13 protein-coding genes are annotated in these 18,242 nt (G+C 53.8%); 6 read left to right on the top strand and 7 right to left on the bottom strand.

Going from position 1 to position 18,242, the window contains the following annotated elements; translation table 11 throughout:
* Positions 1 to 10 precede the first annotated feature (10 nt).
* Both HED22_RS08610 and HED22_RS08605 read right to left on the bottom strand, forming a co-directional pair.
* Positions 11 to 1,234, bottom strand: coding sequence for a response regulator (locus HED22_RS08610; RefSeq protein ID WP_167721141.1), 1,224 nt, complete (start codon positions 1,232 to 1,234; stop codon positions 11 to 13).
* Between the two features lie 129 nt (positions 1,235 to 1,363).
* Positions 1,364 to 2,587 (bottom strand): response regulator, encoded by a 1,224-nt coding sequence (locus tag HED22_RS08605; RefSeq protein ID WP_167721139.1) that lies wholly within the window; start codon positions 2,585 to 2,587, stop codon positions 1,364 to 1,366.
* A gap of 351 nt (positions 2,588 to 2,938) precedes the next feature.
* Between HED22_RS08605 and HED22_RS08600 the strand changes: the two genes are divergently transcribed.
* Entirely contained in the window at positions 2,939 to 4,210 is a 1,272-nt protein-coding gene (locus tag HED22_RS08600; RefSeq protein ID WP_167721137.1) for a pentapeptide repeat-containing protein, read from the top strand.
* A gap of 181 nt (positions 4,211 to 4,391) precedes the next feature.
* On the top strand, positions 4,392 to 5,666 hold the full coding sequence (locus HED22_RS08595; RefSeq protein WP_167721135.1) for a pentapeptide repeat-containing protein: 1,275 nt from the start codon (positions 4,392 to 4,394) through the stop codon (positions 5,664 to 5,666).
* Positions 5,667 to 5,748: 82 nt separating this feature from the next.
* Here the strand turns inward: HED22_RS08595 and argJ are convergent, their stop codons facing one another.
* The 4 genes from argJ to HED22_RS08575 all read right to left on the bottom strand — a co-directional run bounded on the left by argJ (position 5,749) and on the right by HED22_RS08575 (position 10,611).
* On the bottom strand, positions 5,749 to 6,978 hold the full coding sequence (gene argJ / locus HED22_RS08590; RefSeq protein ID WP_167721133.1) for a bifunctional glutamate N-acetyltransferase/amino-acid acetyltransferase ArgJ: 1,230 nt from the start codon (positions 6,976 to 6,978) through the stop codon (positions 5,749 to 5,751).
* A 182-nt stretch (positions 6,979 to 7,160) separates the two neighbouring features.
* Positions 7,161 to 8,027, bottom strand: coding sequence for a peptidylprolyl isomerase (locus HED22_RS08585; protein ID WP_167721131.1), 867 nt, complete (start codon positions 8,025 to 8,027; stop codon positions 7,161 to 7,163).
* Positions 8,028 to 8,312: 285 nt separating this feature from the next.
* Positions 8,313 to 9,437: a hypothetical protein gene (locus tag HED22_RS08580; protein ID WP_167721129.1), complete on the bottom strand. Its 1,125-nt coding sequence runs from the start codon at positions 9,435 to 9,437 to the stop codon at positions 8,313 to 8,315.
* Between the two features lie 58 nt (positions 9,438 to 9,495).
* Positions 9,496 to 10,611 carry a hypothetical protein gene (locus HED22_RS08575; protein ID WP_167721127.1) on the bottom strand — a complete coding sequence of 372 codons (1,116 nt, stop codon included), beginning with the start codon at positions 10,609 to 10,611 and terminating at the stop codon, positions 9,496 to 9,498.
* A 335-nt stretch (positions 10,612 to 10,946) separates the two neighbouring features.
* Between HED22_RS08575 and secA the strand changes: the two genes are divergently transcribed.
* Positions 10,947 to 13,655 (top strand): preprotein translocase subunit SecA, encoded by a 2,709-nt coding sequence (secA, locus tag HED22_RS08570; RefSeq protein WP_167721125.1) that lies wholly within the window; start codon positions 10,947 to 10,949, stop codon positions 13,653 to 13,655.
* Positions 13,656 to 13,708: 53 nt separating this feature from the next.
* Here the strand turns inward: secA and HED22_RS08565 are convergent, their stop codons facing one another.
* The gene (locus HED22_RS08565) at positions 13,709 to 14,524 is read right to left on the bottom strand and encodes an alpha/beta hydrolase (RefSeq protein ID WP_254869905.1); all 816 of its coding nucleotides are present in this window, start codon (positions 14,522 to 14,524) and stop codon (positions 13,709 to 13,711) included.
* Between the two features lie 281 nt (positions 14,525 to 14,805).
* Here HED22_RS08565 and HED22_RS08560 point away from each other — a divergent pair, with 281 nt between their 5' ends.
* From HED22_RS08560 to HED22_RS08550, 3 genes are all read left to right on the top strand, one after another.
* Positions 14,806 to 16,839 (top strand): tetratricopeptide repeat protein, encoded by a 2,034-nt coding sequence (locus HED22_RS08560; RefSeq protein ID WP_167721119.1) that lies wholly within the window; start codon positions 14,806 to 14,808, stop codon positions 16,837 to 16,839.
* An 85-nt stretch (positions 16,840 to 16,924) separates the two neighbouring features.
* A complete protein-coding gene (mutT, locus tag HED22_RS08555) occupies positions 16,925 to 17,356 on the top strand; it encodes an 8-oxo-dGTP diphosphatase MutT (protein ID WP_167721117.1) in 432 nt (143 codons plus the stop codon).
* A 64-nt stretch (positions 17,357 to 17,420) separates the two neighbouring features.
* Positions 17,421 to 18,179 (top strand): molybdopterin-binding protein, encoded by a 759-nt coding sequence (locus HED22_RS08550; RefSeq protein ID WP_254869854.1) that lies wholly within the window; start codon positions 17,421 to 17,423, stop codon positions 18,177 to 18,179.
* The last annotated feature ends 63 nt before the right edge of the window (positions 18,180 to 18,242 follow it).

Here is an 18,242-nt window from a genome sequence, read left to right as displayed (position 1 = left end):
TCTCTCTCCCTTACATGTCCATCTCGCGGTATTTCTCTTCCACGACATGCGCAGTTTCACGCCATACCGGCAGGCGGTCGCGTTTGCCCAGCCGATCAAGATATTCCATATCAATACGGCTTTCCGGGGCGGTGCCGGTGCGTTGCTCAATCGCGACTTCACGTGCGAGATGCTGCGCAATATAAATGGTCGCCAGCGCATTCATTTCCGTATGCGGCGTGTCTTGCGGGCGGTGGTGATAGGCAACGGTCTGCACCATCGCACTCGGAAAGCCCCAAAGACCCAAAAGGTACGCACCGATTTCCGGGTGTGCTGCGCCAAACTGATCGCGCTCGGCGACGTAAATCGGAATGTCTTCGGCTTCGACCCGTTTGACGACCTCGGCCATTTCATCGGCGCGATAGGCATAAAGGATCAAACTGCCGGTGTGGCTCAGCATGCCAATCGCTGCCATGACACTAACCACTTCTTTGGGAAGTTTTTCCTGTTCTGCGATCAGGGTTGCAATAACGCCAAGTTGCTGACTGCGCCGGCACAGTTGCATCATCCGCGTTACCGCCGGTTTGGGGCCATCAAAACTGCGAAACAGGCCGATAAACAATGCCAGTGCCTTAAGCGTATCGACACCGATCATGCGGATGGCTTGTGAGATTGATGTGATTTTCTGACTGATCGCGAAATAGGCTGAATTGGTCAGCTTCAAAATTTCGGCTGTTAGCGCAATGTCGGACGCAACGATGGCTGTCAGCTGTTCGTTACTGACCAGCGGGTTTTCCAAGGCTTTGACAAGGTTGGTGTAGGTCGTCGGCGGGGAGGCAAGCGCGTCGATCCCGCCAACAAGTCCACGCAATTCCGGATTGGTCAGAAGATTGCGCAGATCAAGGGCATTTTCGATCGTCTCGATCAGCAACTGATCATCGCATGGTTTGGCCAGATACTGATGCGCCGGACCAACGGTGCGCAGAATGGCTTCTTCCTCGGCGAAGCCTGACAGAATGATCCGCGCGCTATGCGGGTGTCTTTCCTGCATGATAGTCAAAAGCGCAGCACCATCGGTTCCGGGCATGCGCATGTCGGAAACGACCACGTCGGGTTCCACTTCGGCAGCCTCCGCCAGGGCGCTTTCCGCGTCATGCGCGAAATGCAACTCCCAGCCGGACCGGACCGAGCGTAACCGGCGGCGCAAACCGTCCAGAATGTTTTTGTCATCATCGACAAAAAGGATGACGCTCATTTTCACCTCATGCGTGTGCTCCATGGTTGATACATGGGGCCTGCAAAGGATCTTTGATAGTCCGCATATGTGGAGGGTAGTGACCCTTTTGCCGCTTTTTTTACTGACGGGGCAAATGGATGCGTGTGATCAGCTGTTGGTCAGTTCGCGATATTTGTCTGAAACAACGGCGGCAATGTTGGCCCACTCTTCGAGATGGCCATCCTTGCCGATACTCGACAAGTAGTCGGTATCAATGCTGCTATCCACATTCAGTCCCGCATCCCGATCCGCAATCTCGCGGGTCAGATGTTGCGCAACATAGATTGCGGTTAACGCTGTCATTTCCTGATGCGCCAAATCCATCGGGCGGTGGTGATAGGCAACGGCCTGAATGACGGGCGCCGGAAAACCCCATAACCCCAACAGGTAAGCGCCGATTTCGGCATGTCCGGCACCAAACTGTTCGTTCTCGGCCTGATCAATCGAAATGCCTTCTTTTTCGACCCGTTCAACAACCGCCTGCATTTCATCCGCCCGATTGGTGTAAAGGATCAGGCTGCCAATGTGGCTGAGCATCCCGATGGATGGGACTGCATGACAAATTTCGCGTGGCAGCCGTTCATATTCTGAAATCAGGGCGGCTGTGACACCGATTTGCTGGGATCGGTGGCACAGGCGTTTGAGGTTTGCCGCCTGACTGGCCGGGCCATCAAATCCGCGATAAAGCCCGACAAACAGGGCAAGAGCCTTAAGCGTTTCCATTCCCAGCATGCGCACGGCATGCGCGACCGATGAAACGTTCTGGGTCACGGCGAAATAGGAAGAATTGGTCAGTTTCAGAACTTCTGTCGTCAGCGCGATATCGGATTCGACGATTTTGCTGATGGTATCAAGCGAGTAATTGGGATCAGAAAAGGCCGTTTCGAGGCGCATATAGGTGTCAGGCGGCGATGCCAGGCTTTTTGATCCTGCGACAAGGGTTCGAAGTTCGGGGCTGCACAACAACTGCCGCAGGCCAAGGGCATTTTCAATGCTTTCGATCAGGGTCTCATGATCGCACGGCTTGCTCAGGAACTGATGGGCCGGGCCAATGGTGCGCAGATAGGACGCATTATCCGCATGGCCGGTCAGAATGATCCGAACTGCGTCAGGATGGGTTTTCTGTAAGGTTTCAAGCAAGGTGACGCCATCCATGCCGGGCATCTGGATATCTGAAACAATGACGTCGAAATCCTTGTTCTCGGCAAGGTCGATGGCCTCAGATCCACTATTGGCAAAATGCAGGTTCCACGCCGGGCGGGCACTGCGCAGGCGTCGGCGCAACCCGTTCAGAATATTGGAATCATCATCGACAAAAAGAATGTGGTGCATTGGAACCGATACTTTTCGAAACACTGTTCAGATGGGGGCAGCCGAAGTGCCCTGCAAGATCGAAAGATCACGAACCGCCGATTTGAACGACTCGACCAAGACAGCGTAACACCTTTCCGATGTTTTTGCCGTCCTGAGTGGAATGATCGGGTGTCAGATCCAAAATGCACAACAGGAAACCATACAATCGTATAGCGACTGTGTGTTGATATACCCATGTCGTCGTTATTTCTGGTGTGATTGTCATAATTTGTCAGACTGTGCGGTGCAAACCATGCCTACAATTTTAATGATTTCAAAATCTTCGTGAATACAAGCCGTTCCTGATCGGCCGGGAGTACGATCCACTATATGACAACGCGAACGGAACTGGTTGATGCCATCAAGAAGCATCAGCTCTATGTGATGAAGCAGCCTGGTGGAAAGCGATTGCATTTGCGCAATGGCAATCTCTCGCGAATCAAAATGAGCAAAATCAGTCTCGAAGATGCCGTGCTTCCCGGTGCCAATTTCATTCAGGCCGCAATCCGCGACGTAAAATTCGATTTCTGTGACTTGTTTGGCACAAACTTTGTCGAGGCTGACCTTGAAGGGTCAAGCTTCATGCGCGCCGATCTGCGCGGCGCGAATATGGCGCGCGCAAAATTGCGTCACGCCAATCTGAAAGGTGCCGACCTTCGATCCGGTGTAATGGTAATCGTCGATGCCGGGCGCGAAAAACAGGTCAAGCGTATTACCGATCTTGCGAATGCCGACCTTCAGGGGTCGATTATGTCTGGCGCCAATCTGGCAGAAAGCAACATGTCCGGTGCCAGGCTTGCCGATGCCGATCTCAGTGATGCCAACATGTTTGCCGTAAATCTTGCGGGTGCTGATTTGTCAGGGTGCAACCTTACAGGCGCAAAGCTCAAGAATGCGAACCTCAAGGGGGCAAAGCTCAGGGACACGCTTTTGCTTGGAACGGATTTGTCCGGTGCAAATCTGCGCAATGTTGATTTGTCCAATGTCGATCTGTCGCAGGCCAATACCTCAAACTCGATTGGCAGCAAGTCAGCAACCCCGTTGCCTGAAGACATCCGTATTCTTCTCAACGCCCATACCGAATGGCTGACAAGTGGCGGCGCATCGGGGGCAAGGCTGGATGTCACAGGGCGTGATCTGACAGAGCTTGATCTTACCGGTTTTGATCTGTCGGCAGCCTGCTTTGATGATTGCATCCTGCGGGGTGTTTTGCTGGTTGATACCATTCTCGTAATGGCATCAATGCGCAACGCGGATTTGACCCGCGCACGTCTAAGCGGTTCGATCATGAATGGTGTCAGGATGTCCTTTGCCAACTGCAGCAAGGCCGTATTGCAGGGGGTCAAGTTTGGTGGTGTTGAACAGCGAGACGCCAAGGGACAGAAAACAGGCGAAGTCTGGCGCGCAGATTTGCAATCAACAGATTTTTCGTATGCCGATCTGCGGAACTCGGTATTTGATGAGCCGCAGATGAAAGCGGCGAAGCTTTACAAGGCCAATATTTCAGGTGTCGCCTTTGGCGAAACGGACCTGAACGACGTTGATCTTGAGGGCACCAATGTCGGCTCGATTCTGACCGGCACTATCCCCGGAAAGGTCTAAAATCCGACCCTGCCGTAAGACTGCTTACTAAGCATCCGGATAGTTTTCCCCTACTTTCTACGGACCAAAACGGTCTCGATAAGGCGCAATGTCTTAAACATGTTGCGTTGCAGACGAACAACTGCATTCTATAAATCAGAATAATAAAAATCTAATTTAGAATCTTGGGGTTTCCTTCTGTATGTCGTCGCGTTCTGAATTGATTGATTCAATCAAGAAGCATCAACTTTATCTCAATCAAAAGCCGGGCGGCGTGCGCATGCAAAAGCGCAACTGTAATCTTTCCCGCATCAAGATGAACAAGATCAGCCTGAAAGAAGCCGTGCTTCCGGGGGCAAATTTTATTCAGGCATCCGCGCGCGAGGTATGCTTTGATTTCTGTGACCTGTTTGGCGCCAACTTTGTTGAAGCCGATCTTGAAGGATCAACATTCGAGCGCGCCGACCTGCGCGGTGCCAACATGGCACGCACCAGTTTGCGCAATGCCAATCTCAGCGGCATTGATTTGCGTGCAGGCATCATGGTGGTGGTCGAAGGTGCGCAGGAACGGACGGTCAAAAAAGCAACCGACATGTCCAATGCCGATCTTGAAGGCGCGATGATGTGGGGATCAAACATGGCCGGCGCCAATATGTCCGGGTCGCGTCTTGCCCATACCGATATGAGCGACGCCAACATGTTTGCTGTTAACCTCGAAGGTGCAGATTTGACCGGCTGTATCCTTAACGGGGCGAAGCTGCGCAATGCCAATCTCAAGGGGGCCAAGCTTGCCGGATGCGAACTGGTTGGCGCAGATCTGAGCGGGGCGAACCTGCGCAATGTCGACATGAAGGATGTTGACCTGACGCAGGCCAATACATCCCATTCCATCGGTGGCGGGGCGCCAACTGCGCCGCTTAATGATGACATCCGTGATTTGGTCAATGGCCATAGCGAATGGCTTTCCACAGGTGGTAAAACCGGCATGCCGATGATTGCCGCCGGGCGTGATCTGTCGGGGATGGACTTTTCGGGCATGGATTTGTCCGGGGCCGTGTTTGACAAATGCATTCTGCGCGGGGCGTTGTTTGTCGATACCATTCTTGCCATGTGTTCCATGCGCGAAGCCGACATGCATAAGGTCCGCATGAATGGCGCAGTTATGGATGGCGTTCGTATGGCCAATTCCGATTGCTCTGAGGGGATTTTTCAGGGTGTTCAATTCGGCGGGATCGAGCAGCGCGACAAGAAGGGCGCGAAAACCGGAACTGTCTGGCGGGCAGATCTGACGGATGTAAATTTCGAACAGGCAGACTTGCGCAACTCGGTCTTTGACGAAGCGCAGATGAACGGCACCAATCTGACCAAGGCCAATATTGCCGGTGTGGCCTTTGGGGCGACGGACCTCAGCAATGCCGAACTTGAAGGTGCGAATGTCGGCCTGATCCTGAACGGTTATATTCCCGGCAAGAAATAGTCTTTGCCCGGCATTTACGTGAAACGCAAAACGCCGCCCTTATCGAAGGCGGCGTTTTTGATTGTTCGCGGCGATTGGGTGCCTAGCTGCGATAATCCGCATTGATCGAGATATAGCCATGGGTCAGATCGCAGGTCCAGACAGTGGCCGTACCATCGCCAAAGCCAAGATCGGCATCAATGTCGATATACTGGCCCTTGATGTGGGCTTCGACCGGGGCTTCGTCGTAATCCTCGACCCGTTCGCCATTCTTGGCCAGCGCGATGCCGCCGATTGAAATGGTCAGCTTGTTCGGGTCTGCCGTCACGCCGCATTTGCCAACCGCCATGACAATACGACCCCAGTTGGCGTCTTCACCGGCGATGGCAGTTTTCACCAGCGGGGAGTTGGCAATGGCCTTGGCGGCAATCTTGGCTTCTTTTTCACTCACCGCACCGGTGACATTGACGGTGATGAACTTGGTTGCACCTTCGCCGTCACGCACAATCTGATGGGCCAGATCACGCAAGACATCCTCAAGTGCCGTTTTGAAACCGGCCAATGCCGGATCATTGACGTCCGAAATGGTATCATTGCCCGCCTTGCCGGTCGCCGCCAGAAGAACGGTGTCAGACGTCGAGGTATCGCTATCGACGGTGATGGCATTGAAGCTGCGATTGTTGCAATCAGCCAGCAGTGCCTGCAGAACAGAGTGCGGCAAGGCTGCATCGGTAAAGACAAAGCCCAGCATGGTCGCCATGTTCGGCTCAATCATGCCCGATCCCTTGGCAAAGCCTGCAATGGTCACTTCGGTGCCATTGATGGTGGCGGTGGCCGAGGCCCCCTTGGGGAAGGTATCGGTGGTCATGATTGCCTTGGCGGCATCCAACCAGCTTGCGTCATTGGCAAGGATGTCTTCCATGGCATCTGTAATGCGGTTTGCCGTCGTCGGTTCGCCAATCACACCGGTCGAAGCCGTAAAGATTTCAGTCTTGTCACAGCCAAGCGCCTTGGCGGCTGTTTCGACCTTGTCAGCGACGAACTTCTCGCCAGCCTTGCCGGTAAAGGCGACCGAGTTGCCTGCATTTACGAAAAATGCACGTGCGGTACCACCTTTAAGCGCTTCGCGTCCCCAGCGCACCGCAGCCGATGCGGTGGTCGATGTCGTAAAGACGCCAGCAACCTGGGTGCCGGGTTCAAGTTCTGCCAACAGAACATCCGGGCGCCCCTTATAGCGAATGCCAAGAGTTGCGGTGTGCAGTTTGACACCGGCAACAGCCGGAAGATCGGGGAATGCCGCAGGGGCAAGCGGGGAAATGGCAGTCGCAACCATCTGTGCAGTTTCCTTTATTGGAGAAGTAGGCCCATCCTGCCGCAACGGTGACGAAAAGCAAGCGCCAGAATGCATCTGCAAGATCAAAAATGATCTACAAAAAACGGGGCGAAGCCAATGGCTGCACCCCGTTTGATGATGTTGGAAAGACTTAGAGCAGGTTGATCGCCCTGTTATCCGAATTATTCAGCCGGTGCTTCCTTGGCAGCTTCTTCTGCTGCTTTTTCAGCTTCGATCTCGACATTGTTGACGATATCGGCATCGGCACGCAGCTCTTCAACAAGTGCGGTGAAGGCATCACGGCTGATTTCAGCCACCAACTGCTGACGAACTTCGTCAAGCGACGGCTGGGTGCCTTCTTTTTTCTCTTCGACCTTGATCACGTGCCAGCCGAACTGGGTCTGAACCGGCTCGCTGGAATAGGTGCCTGCATCCATCGCAAAGGCTGCCTCGGCAAACGGTGCGACCATGTCTGCACGGTTAAAGAAGCCAAGATCACCACCATTCGGGCCGGACGGGCCAGTAGATTTTTCCTTGGCGAGTTCGACAAAGTCAGCACCATCGTCCAGTTCGGCGATGACGGCCTTTGCGTCTTCTTCGCTTTCAAGCAGGATGTGACGGGCGTGAACCTGCGGCTCCGGCTCGTTGGTAGCGACGAATTCGTCGTATTTTGCCTGGATTGCCTCATCGGTGATCGCGTCATTCAGCGCACGATCAAGATAGGTTTCTGCGATCAGGCGGCGTTCAAGGGCGGCGATCTGTTCTTTGACTTCTGCGTCATCGGCCAGACCGGCTTCGCTGCCGGCATTCATCAGCAGGCGCTGGTTGATTTCGCGGGTCAGAAGATCGGCCTTGAGCATTTCAAACGGAAGCTGGCGATACTGTTGCGGCAGGCCCTGCTGGGTTGCGCGGACTTCGGACTCAAGGATTTCCTCACCATTGACCGTCGCCAGCACCGGATCTTCTGCCGGTGCAGCGTCCTGCGCCATGGCAGGGGATGCAAAAATGACGGTTGCCAGGGACGCGGCAAGAAGGGATTTGCGCAGCATAGTTTCTCCAGACTTTAATTTCAGACGGGCTTGTGCCCGGTGCCTCTGTCCACGGGTAAAACACATAAGTGGTGCCTGCACAAGGCTTCGCCGTGGATGACGCACCTTTTGACAAAGCAATCTGTCCAAAATGTGAAGAACCTAAATTTGCTTGTCTGCATGTTGTGATGCCGTCCTGTACGCCCGCTTTTGGGCGCATCCGGGTATCACCCGCCAAGGGTGGTGAGGACTTGGCGACAATTACGTGAAATTTTGATGCTTCGGGCGGTGGTGTTCGCGTGGGGTTCAGGCCTCAACGTCAAACAACACTTCACCGACCATCCCTTGCGAACCATCGGCACGGGTAAAGCCGGATTTGGCCACCAGATCACCGCCAACAAGGCGTTCGTCCAACGGTGTGATCATGGTCAGCGAAATCGATTTGATCCCTTCGCTTGCCAGATCAGTCTGGCTTCCATCTGCGCGCAGCAAAACAAGCGAACTGAACACGGCATCGTTCTCGTCAATCACGCCATCTTGGTTGTCGTCATACTTGGCCAGTTCGGCAAAGCCGTCTTTTGCGCCGTTCTGGTCGCCAAACAATTCGGTGCCGTCGTTGATTTTGCCATCCCCATTACGATCAAGCGCAAGCAACGCATCCCCGCCACTGACCCAGGCGGTTTGATCTTGGTCGCCATCGCCATCAATATCGAATTGGGTGCCGTTGGCAACATCGGTGACATCAATGCCATTGCCATCAAGGTCAAGAATAAGCGGATCCTGCTGGTAAATCCGCCGGATTTCGATGCTGACAAATTCAATCTTGGCCTTGATTTCGGACACGGAAATAGCGCCATCCATCCGGCCCGAAGAGCGCCCCTGAATCTGGGTGAGGTCAATATTGACGGCTTGGGATATCATCTGCAGGGAACCGGCATCGGCCCTTATGTCGCCCGACGCAATCCCTGATACGAGTGATTCCACCGAAATGCTGTCAGGTACGCCGTCAACACCGCTGATCGCAACATCGCCGAGTGGACCATCCGCCATATCAGATGCCATCTGACGTGCTTTTTCGGGCGGAACTCCCATCATCGACAGAATGATGAAGGCATCATTGTTCATTCGGCCCTGTGCATCCTGAATGGCTGGTTTGACAGCGCTCAGGACATCAAGCGCGTTGGTTTGCACTTCAAAAACCGGCAAATGGGCAAATGGCTGCTCAGTTTCTTCTTCAAGCTTTTCGTTGGCTTTCGCGCTCAGATCAACCTGATCTGCAATTGCGCGTTGGACCTTGCTCATCTGCTCCGTATTTATTTGCGGAGCGGCAACGTTTTCGGCAGCAGTCTTGGCTGCTGCATGTGCACCAACATAGGCATCCATGCCCGCATTGGCGGTTTGCTGTGAGGTGACCATGTTCGGGTCAAACATAATTCAGCGCCTCCTTCCTGAAGGGCTGCGGGATGCCGGTCAGGACATCCCGTCGCAGTTAAATCAGAACATCCTGTTCCTGTGTCGGGTCAATGACAGGCACGGTTTCACCATTCGGGAAGGTGAAGGTGGCATTGCCGTCATCCTGACCAAAGCGGCCCATCGGCATCATCATATCAACGGTCAATTGCAGCGGACCGCTGCCTTCACCGGCATCCGGTGCGGGCTGATTGATGCTGCGGACAATAAGGGTTGCCTGTTCCATGAACTGTTCGGTGATCTGGGCGTTCAGTGCGGCCATACGTTCGGCGGCAATCGCCTGACCATTGGTCTGCGCGGCACCTGCCGTCGCGCCATCTTCGCCTTCGTTCGCGGTCTCGTCAGATCCGACAGTTGCATTCATCAGTTCACGGATAAACTCGGCGACTCCGTTGTCGTTGATATCAAACAGAAGCCCGCCATTCTCGGCACTGGCCGGGTTGCCAAGCACGTCAACCAGCGAACCGCCGCCCAGTCCATCCATGACATTGCCAAGTGCGCCAAGGGCCGCCCCCATGCTGTTGCCAATTGCAACGGCCTCGGTGCGGACAACTTCAACCTTGGCGGCCTGGTAGTTAAACGAGAATTCGCCGGTATCATTATTGATGCTGATATCAAGTGACTGAACCGCCATCATCGCGGACTCGGATACACCAACCGCCGAACCATTGGCACCGGCATAGGAAATGGCGGTTTTGCTGTGGCTGGCGATGGCCTGATCAAAGGAAAACTCGAACTGGTCCTGGCCGCTGGCGGCATCGCGAATGCCATTGAACATGGCGTCGGTCGCGGCAATCGCGTCTTCTTCTGACATGCCTGACAGTGCGAACATTTCCTCGACACTGCCCCGGATCAGTTCAAGCGACGCATCAAGCGCGCGCTCGAACAGCGCGTCAGTACTAAGTGGCTCGGAGGAAAGTGATTTGCCCGTCGCGGGGGCAAGCTTCTGGCTGTCATTATGTGCGGCAAGCGCATCATCAGACAACGCGACCGGATCAATGCGGGTACGCCCATCAGGACGGGACTGCGCGGCAGTGTCGTTGGCATCCGGATTGGTTTTGCCAAGAGGCTGACGCGCATCTTGCAGGGCAGACTGGCCCTGTCGAAACGGATTAAGTGCTGAGAAATCGACCATAATCCTCCTCCTGAGGACTTGATTTGGCAGCGTCTTCGGGACTTTCCCGCGTGCCAAAACGAGCTACATGCTCTGTTAGGGTGCAAAACTATGGTGAAAATAATACGACCATTCTTCGTATTTCTCAAGCAAGAATGGATCAACACAGTTAAACGACAATGTGAAGATGCACGGATTTGGCGGCAATCCGGTGCGATAAACGGTAATTTCCCGCTCTTCATTCCCGATATTGGTTCGTTCCGTTGACAGATGGCAGGCAGGGTTCTATCTGTGATCGGGCTCCGCTTTCTGCCGGTGCTCATTGTGTCTTAATTTATTTGTTCAGGAACGTATTAATGCTCGGCGCTATTGCCCGGAAAATTTTCGGTTCAGCTAACGATCGTGAAGTCAAAGCCCTGCGGGCCACGGTCGAGCAAATCAATGCCCTGGAACCCGAAGTCGAAAAGCTTTCTGATGATGAATTGCGCGCCCGTACCGATTGGCTGCGCGACCGTCTCAAGAATGGCGAGACTCTGACTGACATCCTTCCTGATACCTTTGCCACCATCCGCGAGGCGTCCAAACGTGTGCGCGGCGAACGTCATTATGATGTGCAGCTTTTGGGTGGCATGGTCCTGACCTCTGGCAAAATTGCCGAAATGAAAACCGGTGAGGGTAAAACCCTTGTTTCAACCCTTCCGGTCTATCTGAACGCGCTTGAAGGCAAGGGCGTTCACGTGGTCACGGTCAACGACTATCTGGCAAGCCGCGACGCCGAATGGATGGGCGAGGTTTACGGTTTCCTGGGTCTGACGGTCGGTGTGATCATGCATGGCATGACAGATGACCAGCGCCGCGAAGCTTATGCCTGCGACATTACCTACGCGACCAATAACGAGCTCGGCTTTGATTATCTGCGCGATAACATGAAGTTCCGTCTCGAAGACATGGTGCAGCGCCCATTCAACTTTGCCATCGTTGATGAGGTCGACTCGATCCTGATTGACGAAGCCCGTACCCCGCTGATCATTTCCGGCCCGGCCGAAGACAGTTCGGAGCTCTATCGCGCGATTGATGCGCTGATCCCGAAACTGGTCGAAGAAGACTATGAAAAGGACGAAAAGGCGCGCGCGGTTACCCTGACCGAAGAGGGGACCGAACACGCCGAACAGCTTCTGATGGAAATGGAAATCCTGACCGAAGGCACGCTTTATGACGTTGCCAACGTTCATCTTGTCCATCACGTCAATCAGGCGCTGCGTGCGCACAAGCTGTTCCAGAAAGACACCGACTATATCGTCAAGGACGACAAGGTCGTCATCATTGATGAATTTACCGGTCGTATGATGGAAGGCCGCCGCTATTCCGATGGCCTGCATCAGGCGCTTGAGGCAAAGGAAAAGGTAAAGATCCAGAACGAAAACCAGACTCTGGCATCCATCACCTTCCAGAACTATTTCCGTCTGTATCCGACCCTTGCCGGCATGACCGGTACGGCAATGACCGAGGCCGAGGAATTCGAGGAAATCTACAACCTTCAGGTTGTCGAAATCCCGACCCATCGCCCGATTGCCCGTATCGATGCCGATGACGAGATCTACCGGACCGCCAAAGAAAAGTGGATCGCGATCTCCGAGCAGCTCGAAGATTGCCACAAACGCGGTCAGCCGGCCCTTGTCGGGACGGTCTCGATCGAAAAATCGGAAATCCTGTCCGACCTTCTGAAAAAGAAGAAAGTCCCGCACGAAGTTCTCAACGCCAAGCAGCACGAACGCGAAGCCCTGATCGTGGCACAGGCCGGTGCGCCGGGCGCGATCACGATTGCAACCAACATGGCCGGTCGTGGTACCGACATCAAACTTGGCGGCAACGTTGAAATGCGCGTTGAACACGAACTGGCCAACGTCACCGACGAAGCCAAACGCGAAGCCGCGATCGAAAAGATCAAGGCAGAGGTCAAAGCCGATCAGGAAAAGGTTCTGGCGGCTGGCGGTCTGTTTGTGATCGGTACCGAACGCCATGAATCACGTCGTGTGGATAACCAGCTTCGTGGTCGTTCAGGTCGTCAGGGTGACCCGGGCGGATCGAAATTCTATCTGTCGCTTGAAGATGACCTGATGCGTATTTTCGGGTCTGAGCGCATGGACGGCATGCTCCAGAAACTTGGTCTGGAGGAAGGTGAAGCAATTTACCATCCATGGATCAACAAGGCGCTGGAAAAAGCCCAGCAAAAGGTCGAGGCACGGAACTTCGATATTCGTAAGAACGTCCTGAAGTTTGATGATGTCATGAATGACCAGCGTAAGGTCGTTTATGAACAGCGCCGCGATCTGATGCAGGCCAAAAATGTCGCCGATGACGTCGCCGACATGCGCGCCGAAGTCATCGAAGATATGGTCGACAAATACTGCCCGGCCAAGGTCTATCCGGAGCAGTGGGAAGTCACCAGCTTGCACGAAGAAGTCACCCGCCTTCTGGGGCTTGATCTGCCGATTTCTGATTGGGTCAAGGAAGAAGGCATTGATCAGGAAGTCATGCGCGAACGCCTTGAAAAGGCGTCTGATGCGAAAATGGCGGCCAAGGTTGCCAACTATGGTGCGGATATCATGCGCCAGGTTGAAAAAAGCCTTGTTCTGCAGCTGCTTGATCAGTCGTGGAAAGAACATCTTCTGGCACTTGATCACCTGCGTCAGGGCATTGGCCTGCGCGCCTATGGTCAGCGTGACCCGCTCAACGAGTTCAAGCGCGAAGCGTTTAACATGTTTGAAGCCATGCTTGTGGGCTTGCGCGAACGCGTGACCCAGATGCTGTCGCATGTCGAACTGCAGTCGACCCCGCGCCCCGAAGACCTTGAGGCACGGCGTCCGCAGCAGGAAATGCACGAAAACCGTGATGAACTTGAAGCAGCCGAGCAGGGCGCTGACAGTGCAACGGTTCAGTCGCGTCAGGCATCAAGCAATGTTGACCCCAACGATCCGTCGACCTGGGGTCGTGTTGCCCGTAACCAGGCCTGCCCGTGCGGATCTGGCAAGAAATACAAGCATTGCCATGGCCAGCTGAGCTGATCAAAAGCCGATGAAATTAAGAAAAGCGCGCCTCCTTCGGGACGCGCGCTTTTTTATTGCTTCCCTGTTGGAAGATGTTCTCTGACGAACTGTTTGACCGGTGCCAAAACCTGTTCATCGGTTGTCAGATAGAAGCCAAGCGCAATCAGCGTTCCGGCATGCCCGGTGTCCGGGATTTCAACAAGCTCCGCCTTTGGTGCCAGCTCCGCCAGTCGGCGCGAATTTCTTGGATAAACGGTGTGATCACGCGTGCCGGTCACCAGCAACAGGGGCGGCATATGCGCCAGATCCATCTCGACCGGCTGGCTTTCACTGGCGGGTGTATCGCCAAATGCGTTTTGGGTCGCTGCAACATCATAGGGATAAAAATCATACGGCCCCGAAAGGCCAATAATCCCGGCGATGGCGCTGCGATCAAGGTCAACCGCCTTCAAATAGACCGGATCAGAAACCATCTGAACGGCGTTGTACGCCCCGGCAGAATGACCAGCCAGCATGATGGGGCCATCTTTGATCTGCTCGGGATGTTGCGCAGCATACTGTTTTACATAGGCAACCGCCGACGCCCCATCCTCGATAAAGGCTGGGAAATGCACATCCGGCACCAGTCGGTAATCGTGGATCGCAACGGCATAACCAAGCTCGTTGAAGCGTTTGGCGACAAAGGCATATTTGGCGCGATCTCCGGAATCCCAAGAACCACCGTAAAACCAGACCAGAAGTGGGGCCGGCTGCATGGATTGCTCTGGCAGGTAAAGATCCAGAACCTGTCGATCATCCGGGCCATAGGAAAGTGCTGCGACGTCAGGTTTTAAATCGCCAGCTTGCCAATGGTTGTAAGCCGCCAGCTTGTCGCAGCCGGCGAGCATCACTATTGCGATCAGTGAATTTGAAGTGACGTTCAAGAATTTTCTGGAAAGCATCCGGGTTCCGAATTGGGGGTTAAAAGCACTGTTGCTTGTTACGTTACCGTCAGCCGATCCGTTTACAAATCCTCTGTTGCAAAGATATGCGTCTTGTGTTCGTGCTTTAAGGGCTTGTTTTCGGGTAAATTCACATCGACGGGCAGGATGACAGCAACGTTTATTGCTCCTTAAGTTCCACCCCACTAGACTCACCGCCATATTGTGAGAGGAAAAAGTTGGGTAAGGTGTCTTCATTCAATCAGGTGTCCAGACGTGCGAAAAAACTGGAAGCCAACGGCCAGACCGGCGAAGCCATAAAACTGTACGAGTTGTTTCTTCAGGACTTCCCAAAAAACACACGTGCACAGGCTATGCTAGAGAAGCTGCGCTCATCTGTATCTGCCGACGCTGATGAGGTTCAGGACGACTACACAACGGCCCGAAAATTGATTGAACGGGGTGAACTCGCAAACGGCATTGCCCTTGCTCAGCAGATTGTCGAAAAGTTGCCCGATAACGCCCCGGTCTGGAACCTTCTGGGGACGGCCTGTTTCCAGGATAACCAGCCAGTTGAAGCAGAGAGATATCTGCGCAAAGCAATTGAAATTGATAAAAATTTCGGTGTGGCATGGGTTAATCTTGCGACCTTGTTTTATGCCCAGAACAGGTTGGAACTCGCACTCAAAGCCTTTCAAAATGCCAGCTATCTTGATCCGGAAAACGGTGGTTTACTCAACAGCATCGCGGGTATTCTGATTTCTTTGCGCCGTCTTGATGAGGCTGAGCCGTTCTGTGTTCGCGCCATCCAGAAACAACCAGACCTAAGCGGCGCTTATAATAATCTTGCCATCATCTTCTATCGCAGAAGGAAGCATGCCGCCGCAAAGCAGGCATTTGAAAAAGCCGTACAGCTCAAGCCGGATGATATGTCTGCCCTTGGCGAATATCTCTATGTGCGGGCGCAAATCTGTGATTGGTCGCCATTGCCGCCTGAATTGCGCATCACCAAGCCATTGGGACGACCAGGAAATTCAATTTCGCCATTTTCGATGCTGCATTTCGAAGATGATCCACTCGCGCAGCGCAAGCGATCGGAAATCCGGTCACTGGACTATGTCGTTAAAAACCAGCCGCCAACGTTCCAGCGTCCAGCTTCTCGCCCGAAAAAGCTTAAAATCGGCTACTTTTCGGCCGATTTTCATAATCATGCGACTCTTTCTCTAATGATGGGACTGTTGGCGTTGCATGACAAAGACCGGTTTGAAATTCACGCTTATAGTTACGGCAATATCACCGAGGGTTGGCGACGCAGCAAGCTTCAGAAAATGGTCGATAAGAATTGGGATGTGCAGAGTGCCTCGGATGATGAGATTGTCCGACACGCGCGTGCACAGGGCATTGATATTGCGATCGATCTCAAGGGCTATACCCAATTTGCCCGCCCGCGGCTGTTTGCGCATCGAATGGCACCACTCCAAGTGAATTATGTTGGCTATCCGGGAACTTTGGGAACGAATTGTATTGATTATCTTGTTGCCGATCACACCGTGATTCCCGATGCGCAGAGAGATGCCTACGCCGAAAAAATCATCTACATGCCGCATTGTTACCAGCCAAATGACGGTGGAAGGGTATATCCGGAAAATACACAAACCCGCACGGAACTTGGCCTGCCCGAGGATGGTTTCGTGTTCTGCTCGTTTAATGCCTGCTACAAGATTTCACCGCGTGAATTTGATATATGGATGCGCTTGTTGGATAAGGTTGAAGGTTCAGTCCTTTGGCTGTTCCAGGGCAATGACGATGCGGTGATAAACCTTCGCGAGGAAACAAAGGCACGCGGCATTGATCCAAACCGGCTTGTTTTCGCAGGTCACTTGCCTGAGGCAGAACATCTCGCACGCCATAAGCACGCGGACCTGTTCCTTGATACCTTTAACGTCAACGCCCACACGACCGCGAGTGATGCGTTGTGGGCCGGCCTGCCGCTTGTAACCCTGCCCGGTGAGCAATTTGCTGCTCGTGTGGCGGCTAGTATCCTGACTGCGGCAAACTTGCCGGAGCTTATTGCCAAGGATGAGGCCGAATATGAGGCCATTGCCCTTGATCTGGCTTTGCATCCTGAAAAAACCATCGCGTTGAAGCAGAAGTTGCAAGAACAGATCAAGACCTGCCCGCTGTTTGACTCGGAAGGCTATACCCGCGATCTCGAAGCAGGCTTTGAGGCCGCGTATGATCGCTTTTTGCAAGGATTGCCGCCCGACGATATCGAAGTGTGATGTCAGCGTGCTTTCTGCACTTGGCGAAGGTTTAATGGCGCGATAAAACAGTGCCATGACAATACAACAACCAGATAAAGGCTGCATGTCGGTTGACCTGCGCCAGGGCAAAACCCCGGAAAAAACCGTGTTCGTCAGTGCGGTGGCATTGGTCGATATCGATCATCGCGTGCTGATCGCCCAGCGGCCTGAAGGCAAATCCATGGCAGGCCTCTGGGAGTTTCCTGGTGGCAAGGTCGAGGCGGGTGAAACGCCTGAAATGGCGCTGGTGCGTGAGCTGAAAGAAGAGCTCGGCATTGATATCACCGAAAGCTGCCTGGCCCCGTTTACCTTTGCGTCGTTCACCTATGATGACTTCCATCTGATGATGCCGCTTTATCTGTGTCGCGTCTGGAAGGGTGAAATCACCCCGATGGAAGGTCAGCAGGTCAAATGGGTACGCCCGGTACGTCTGGGGGATTACCCGATGCCGCCGGCCGATGTGCCGCTTGTGGCGATGCTGCGCGATTTCCTGTGAGCCACTGGCGCGTTTGCAGCGTATGGCTTGGGCATAAGAATTTGAATGAAGTTGTGGGGATATGATGTCTGATCCGGTCCGTGCCTGTCTGATTATTATCGGCAATGAAATCCTGTCTGGCCGCACCCATGACAAGAATCTGCCCTATCTGGCAGAGGAACTGAACAAGCTTGGCGTTCGATTGGCCGAAACCCGCGTCATTCCGGATATCGAAGACACCATCATTGCCACGGTTAACGAATGCCGGGCGGCGTTTGATTACGTCTTTACCACCGGCGGGATTGGCCCGACCCATGATGACATCACGTCCGAATGCGTTGCCAAGGCGTTTGGCGTTGAGATTGAGCTTAATGCCGACGCCCACGCCTTGCTTAAAAGCCACTACGAAAACCCCGAAGACCTTAATGAGGCGCGTTTGCGCATGGCGCGTATTCCGGTCGGGGCGGAACTGATCCAAAATCCGATTTCCAAGGCACCGGGTTTCCGCATGGAAAATGTCTATGTCATGGCTGGCGTACCCATGATCATGCAGGCGATGTTCCAGGGCATCAAACATCAGCTGATCGGTGGCAAGCCGATGGTATCACGCTCGGTCGGTGGTTATATCCCCGAAGGCACGATTGCCAAGGTACTGGCGGAAATTCAGGGTGACTTCCCGGAAACCGATATCGGGTCCTATCCGTTCCTGCGCGAAGGCAAACTTGGCACCACATTGGTCGTGCGTGGCGAAAGCCACGATGACGTCAATCAGGCATCTGATCGCATCCGCCTTGCCATCATCGAAGGCGGCAAGGATGTCATCGAAGATACCGGCGCTGTTTGATCAAGCATGTCCTGCCAATAGTGGATTGCGTTTGGTCAACGCAATCATCGTGCGCCGTGTCTA

It is taken from the genome of Thalassospira sp. HF15, assembly GCF_011806525.1.
Taxonomy (GTDB): domain Bacteria; phylum Pseudomonadota; class Alphaproteobacteria; order Rhodospirillales; family Thalassospiraceae; genus Thalassospira.
This window is presented reverse-complemented; position numbering and strand designations above follow the sequence as displayed.

What these genes read in the sequence shown, in the direction of transcription:
- HED22_RS08610 (WP_167721141.1), bottom strand. Translation starts at nt 1,234, where the DNA reads ATGAGCGTCATCCTTTTTGTCGATGATGACAAAAACATTCTGGACGGT.
- HED22_RS08605 (WP_167721139.1), bottom strand. Translation starts at nt 2,587, where the DNA reads ATGCACCACATTCTTTTTGTCGATGATGATTCCAATATTCTGAACGGG.
- HED22_RS08600 (WP_167721137.1), top strand. Translation starts at nt 2,939, where the DNA reads ATGACAACGCGAACGGAACTGGTTGATGCCATCAAGAAGCATCAGCTC.
- HED22_RS08595 (WP_167721135.1), top strand. Translation starts at nt 4,392, where the DNA reads ATGTCGTCGCGTTCTGAATTGATTGATTCAATCAAGAAGCATCAACTT.
- argJ (WP_167721133.1), bottom strand. Translation starts at nt 6,978, where the DNA reads ATGGTTGCGACTGCCATTTCCCCGCTTGCCCCTGCGGCATTCCCCGAT.
- HED22_RS08585 (WP_167721131.1), bottom strand. Translation starts at nt 8,027, where the DNA reads ATGCTGCGCAAATCCCTTCTTGCCGCGTCCCTGGCAACCGTCATTTTT.
- HED22_RS08580 (WP_167721129.1), bottom strand. Translation starts at nt 9,437, where the DNA reads ATGTTTGACCCGAACATGGTCACCTCACAGCAAACCGCCAATGCGGGC.
- HED22_RS08575 (WP_167721127.1), bottom strand. Translation starts at nt 10,611, where the DNA reads ATGGTCGATTTCTCAGCACTTAATCCGTTTCGACAGGGCCAGTCTGCC.
- secA (WP_167721125.1), top strand. Translation starts at nt 10,947, where the DNA reads ATGCTCGGCGCTATTGCCCGGAAAATTTTCGGTTCAGCTAACGATCGT.
- HED22_RS08565 (WP_254869905.1), bottom strand. Translation starts at nt 14,524, where the DNA reads ATGCTCGCCGGCTGCGACAAGCTGGCGGCTTACAACCATTGGCAAGCT.
- mutT (WP_167721117.1), top strand. Translation starts at nt 16,925, where the DNA reads ATGTCGGTTGACCTGCGCCAGGGCAAAACCCCGGAAAAAACCGTGTTC.
- HED22_RS08550 (WP_254869854.1), top strand. Translation starts at nt 17,421, where the DNA reads ATGTCTGATCCGGTCCGTGCCTGTCTGATTATTATCGGCAATGAAATC.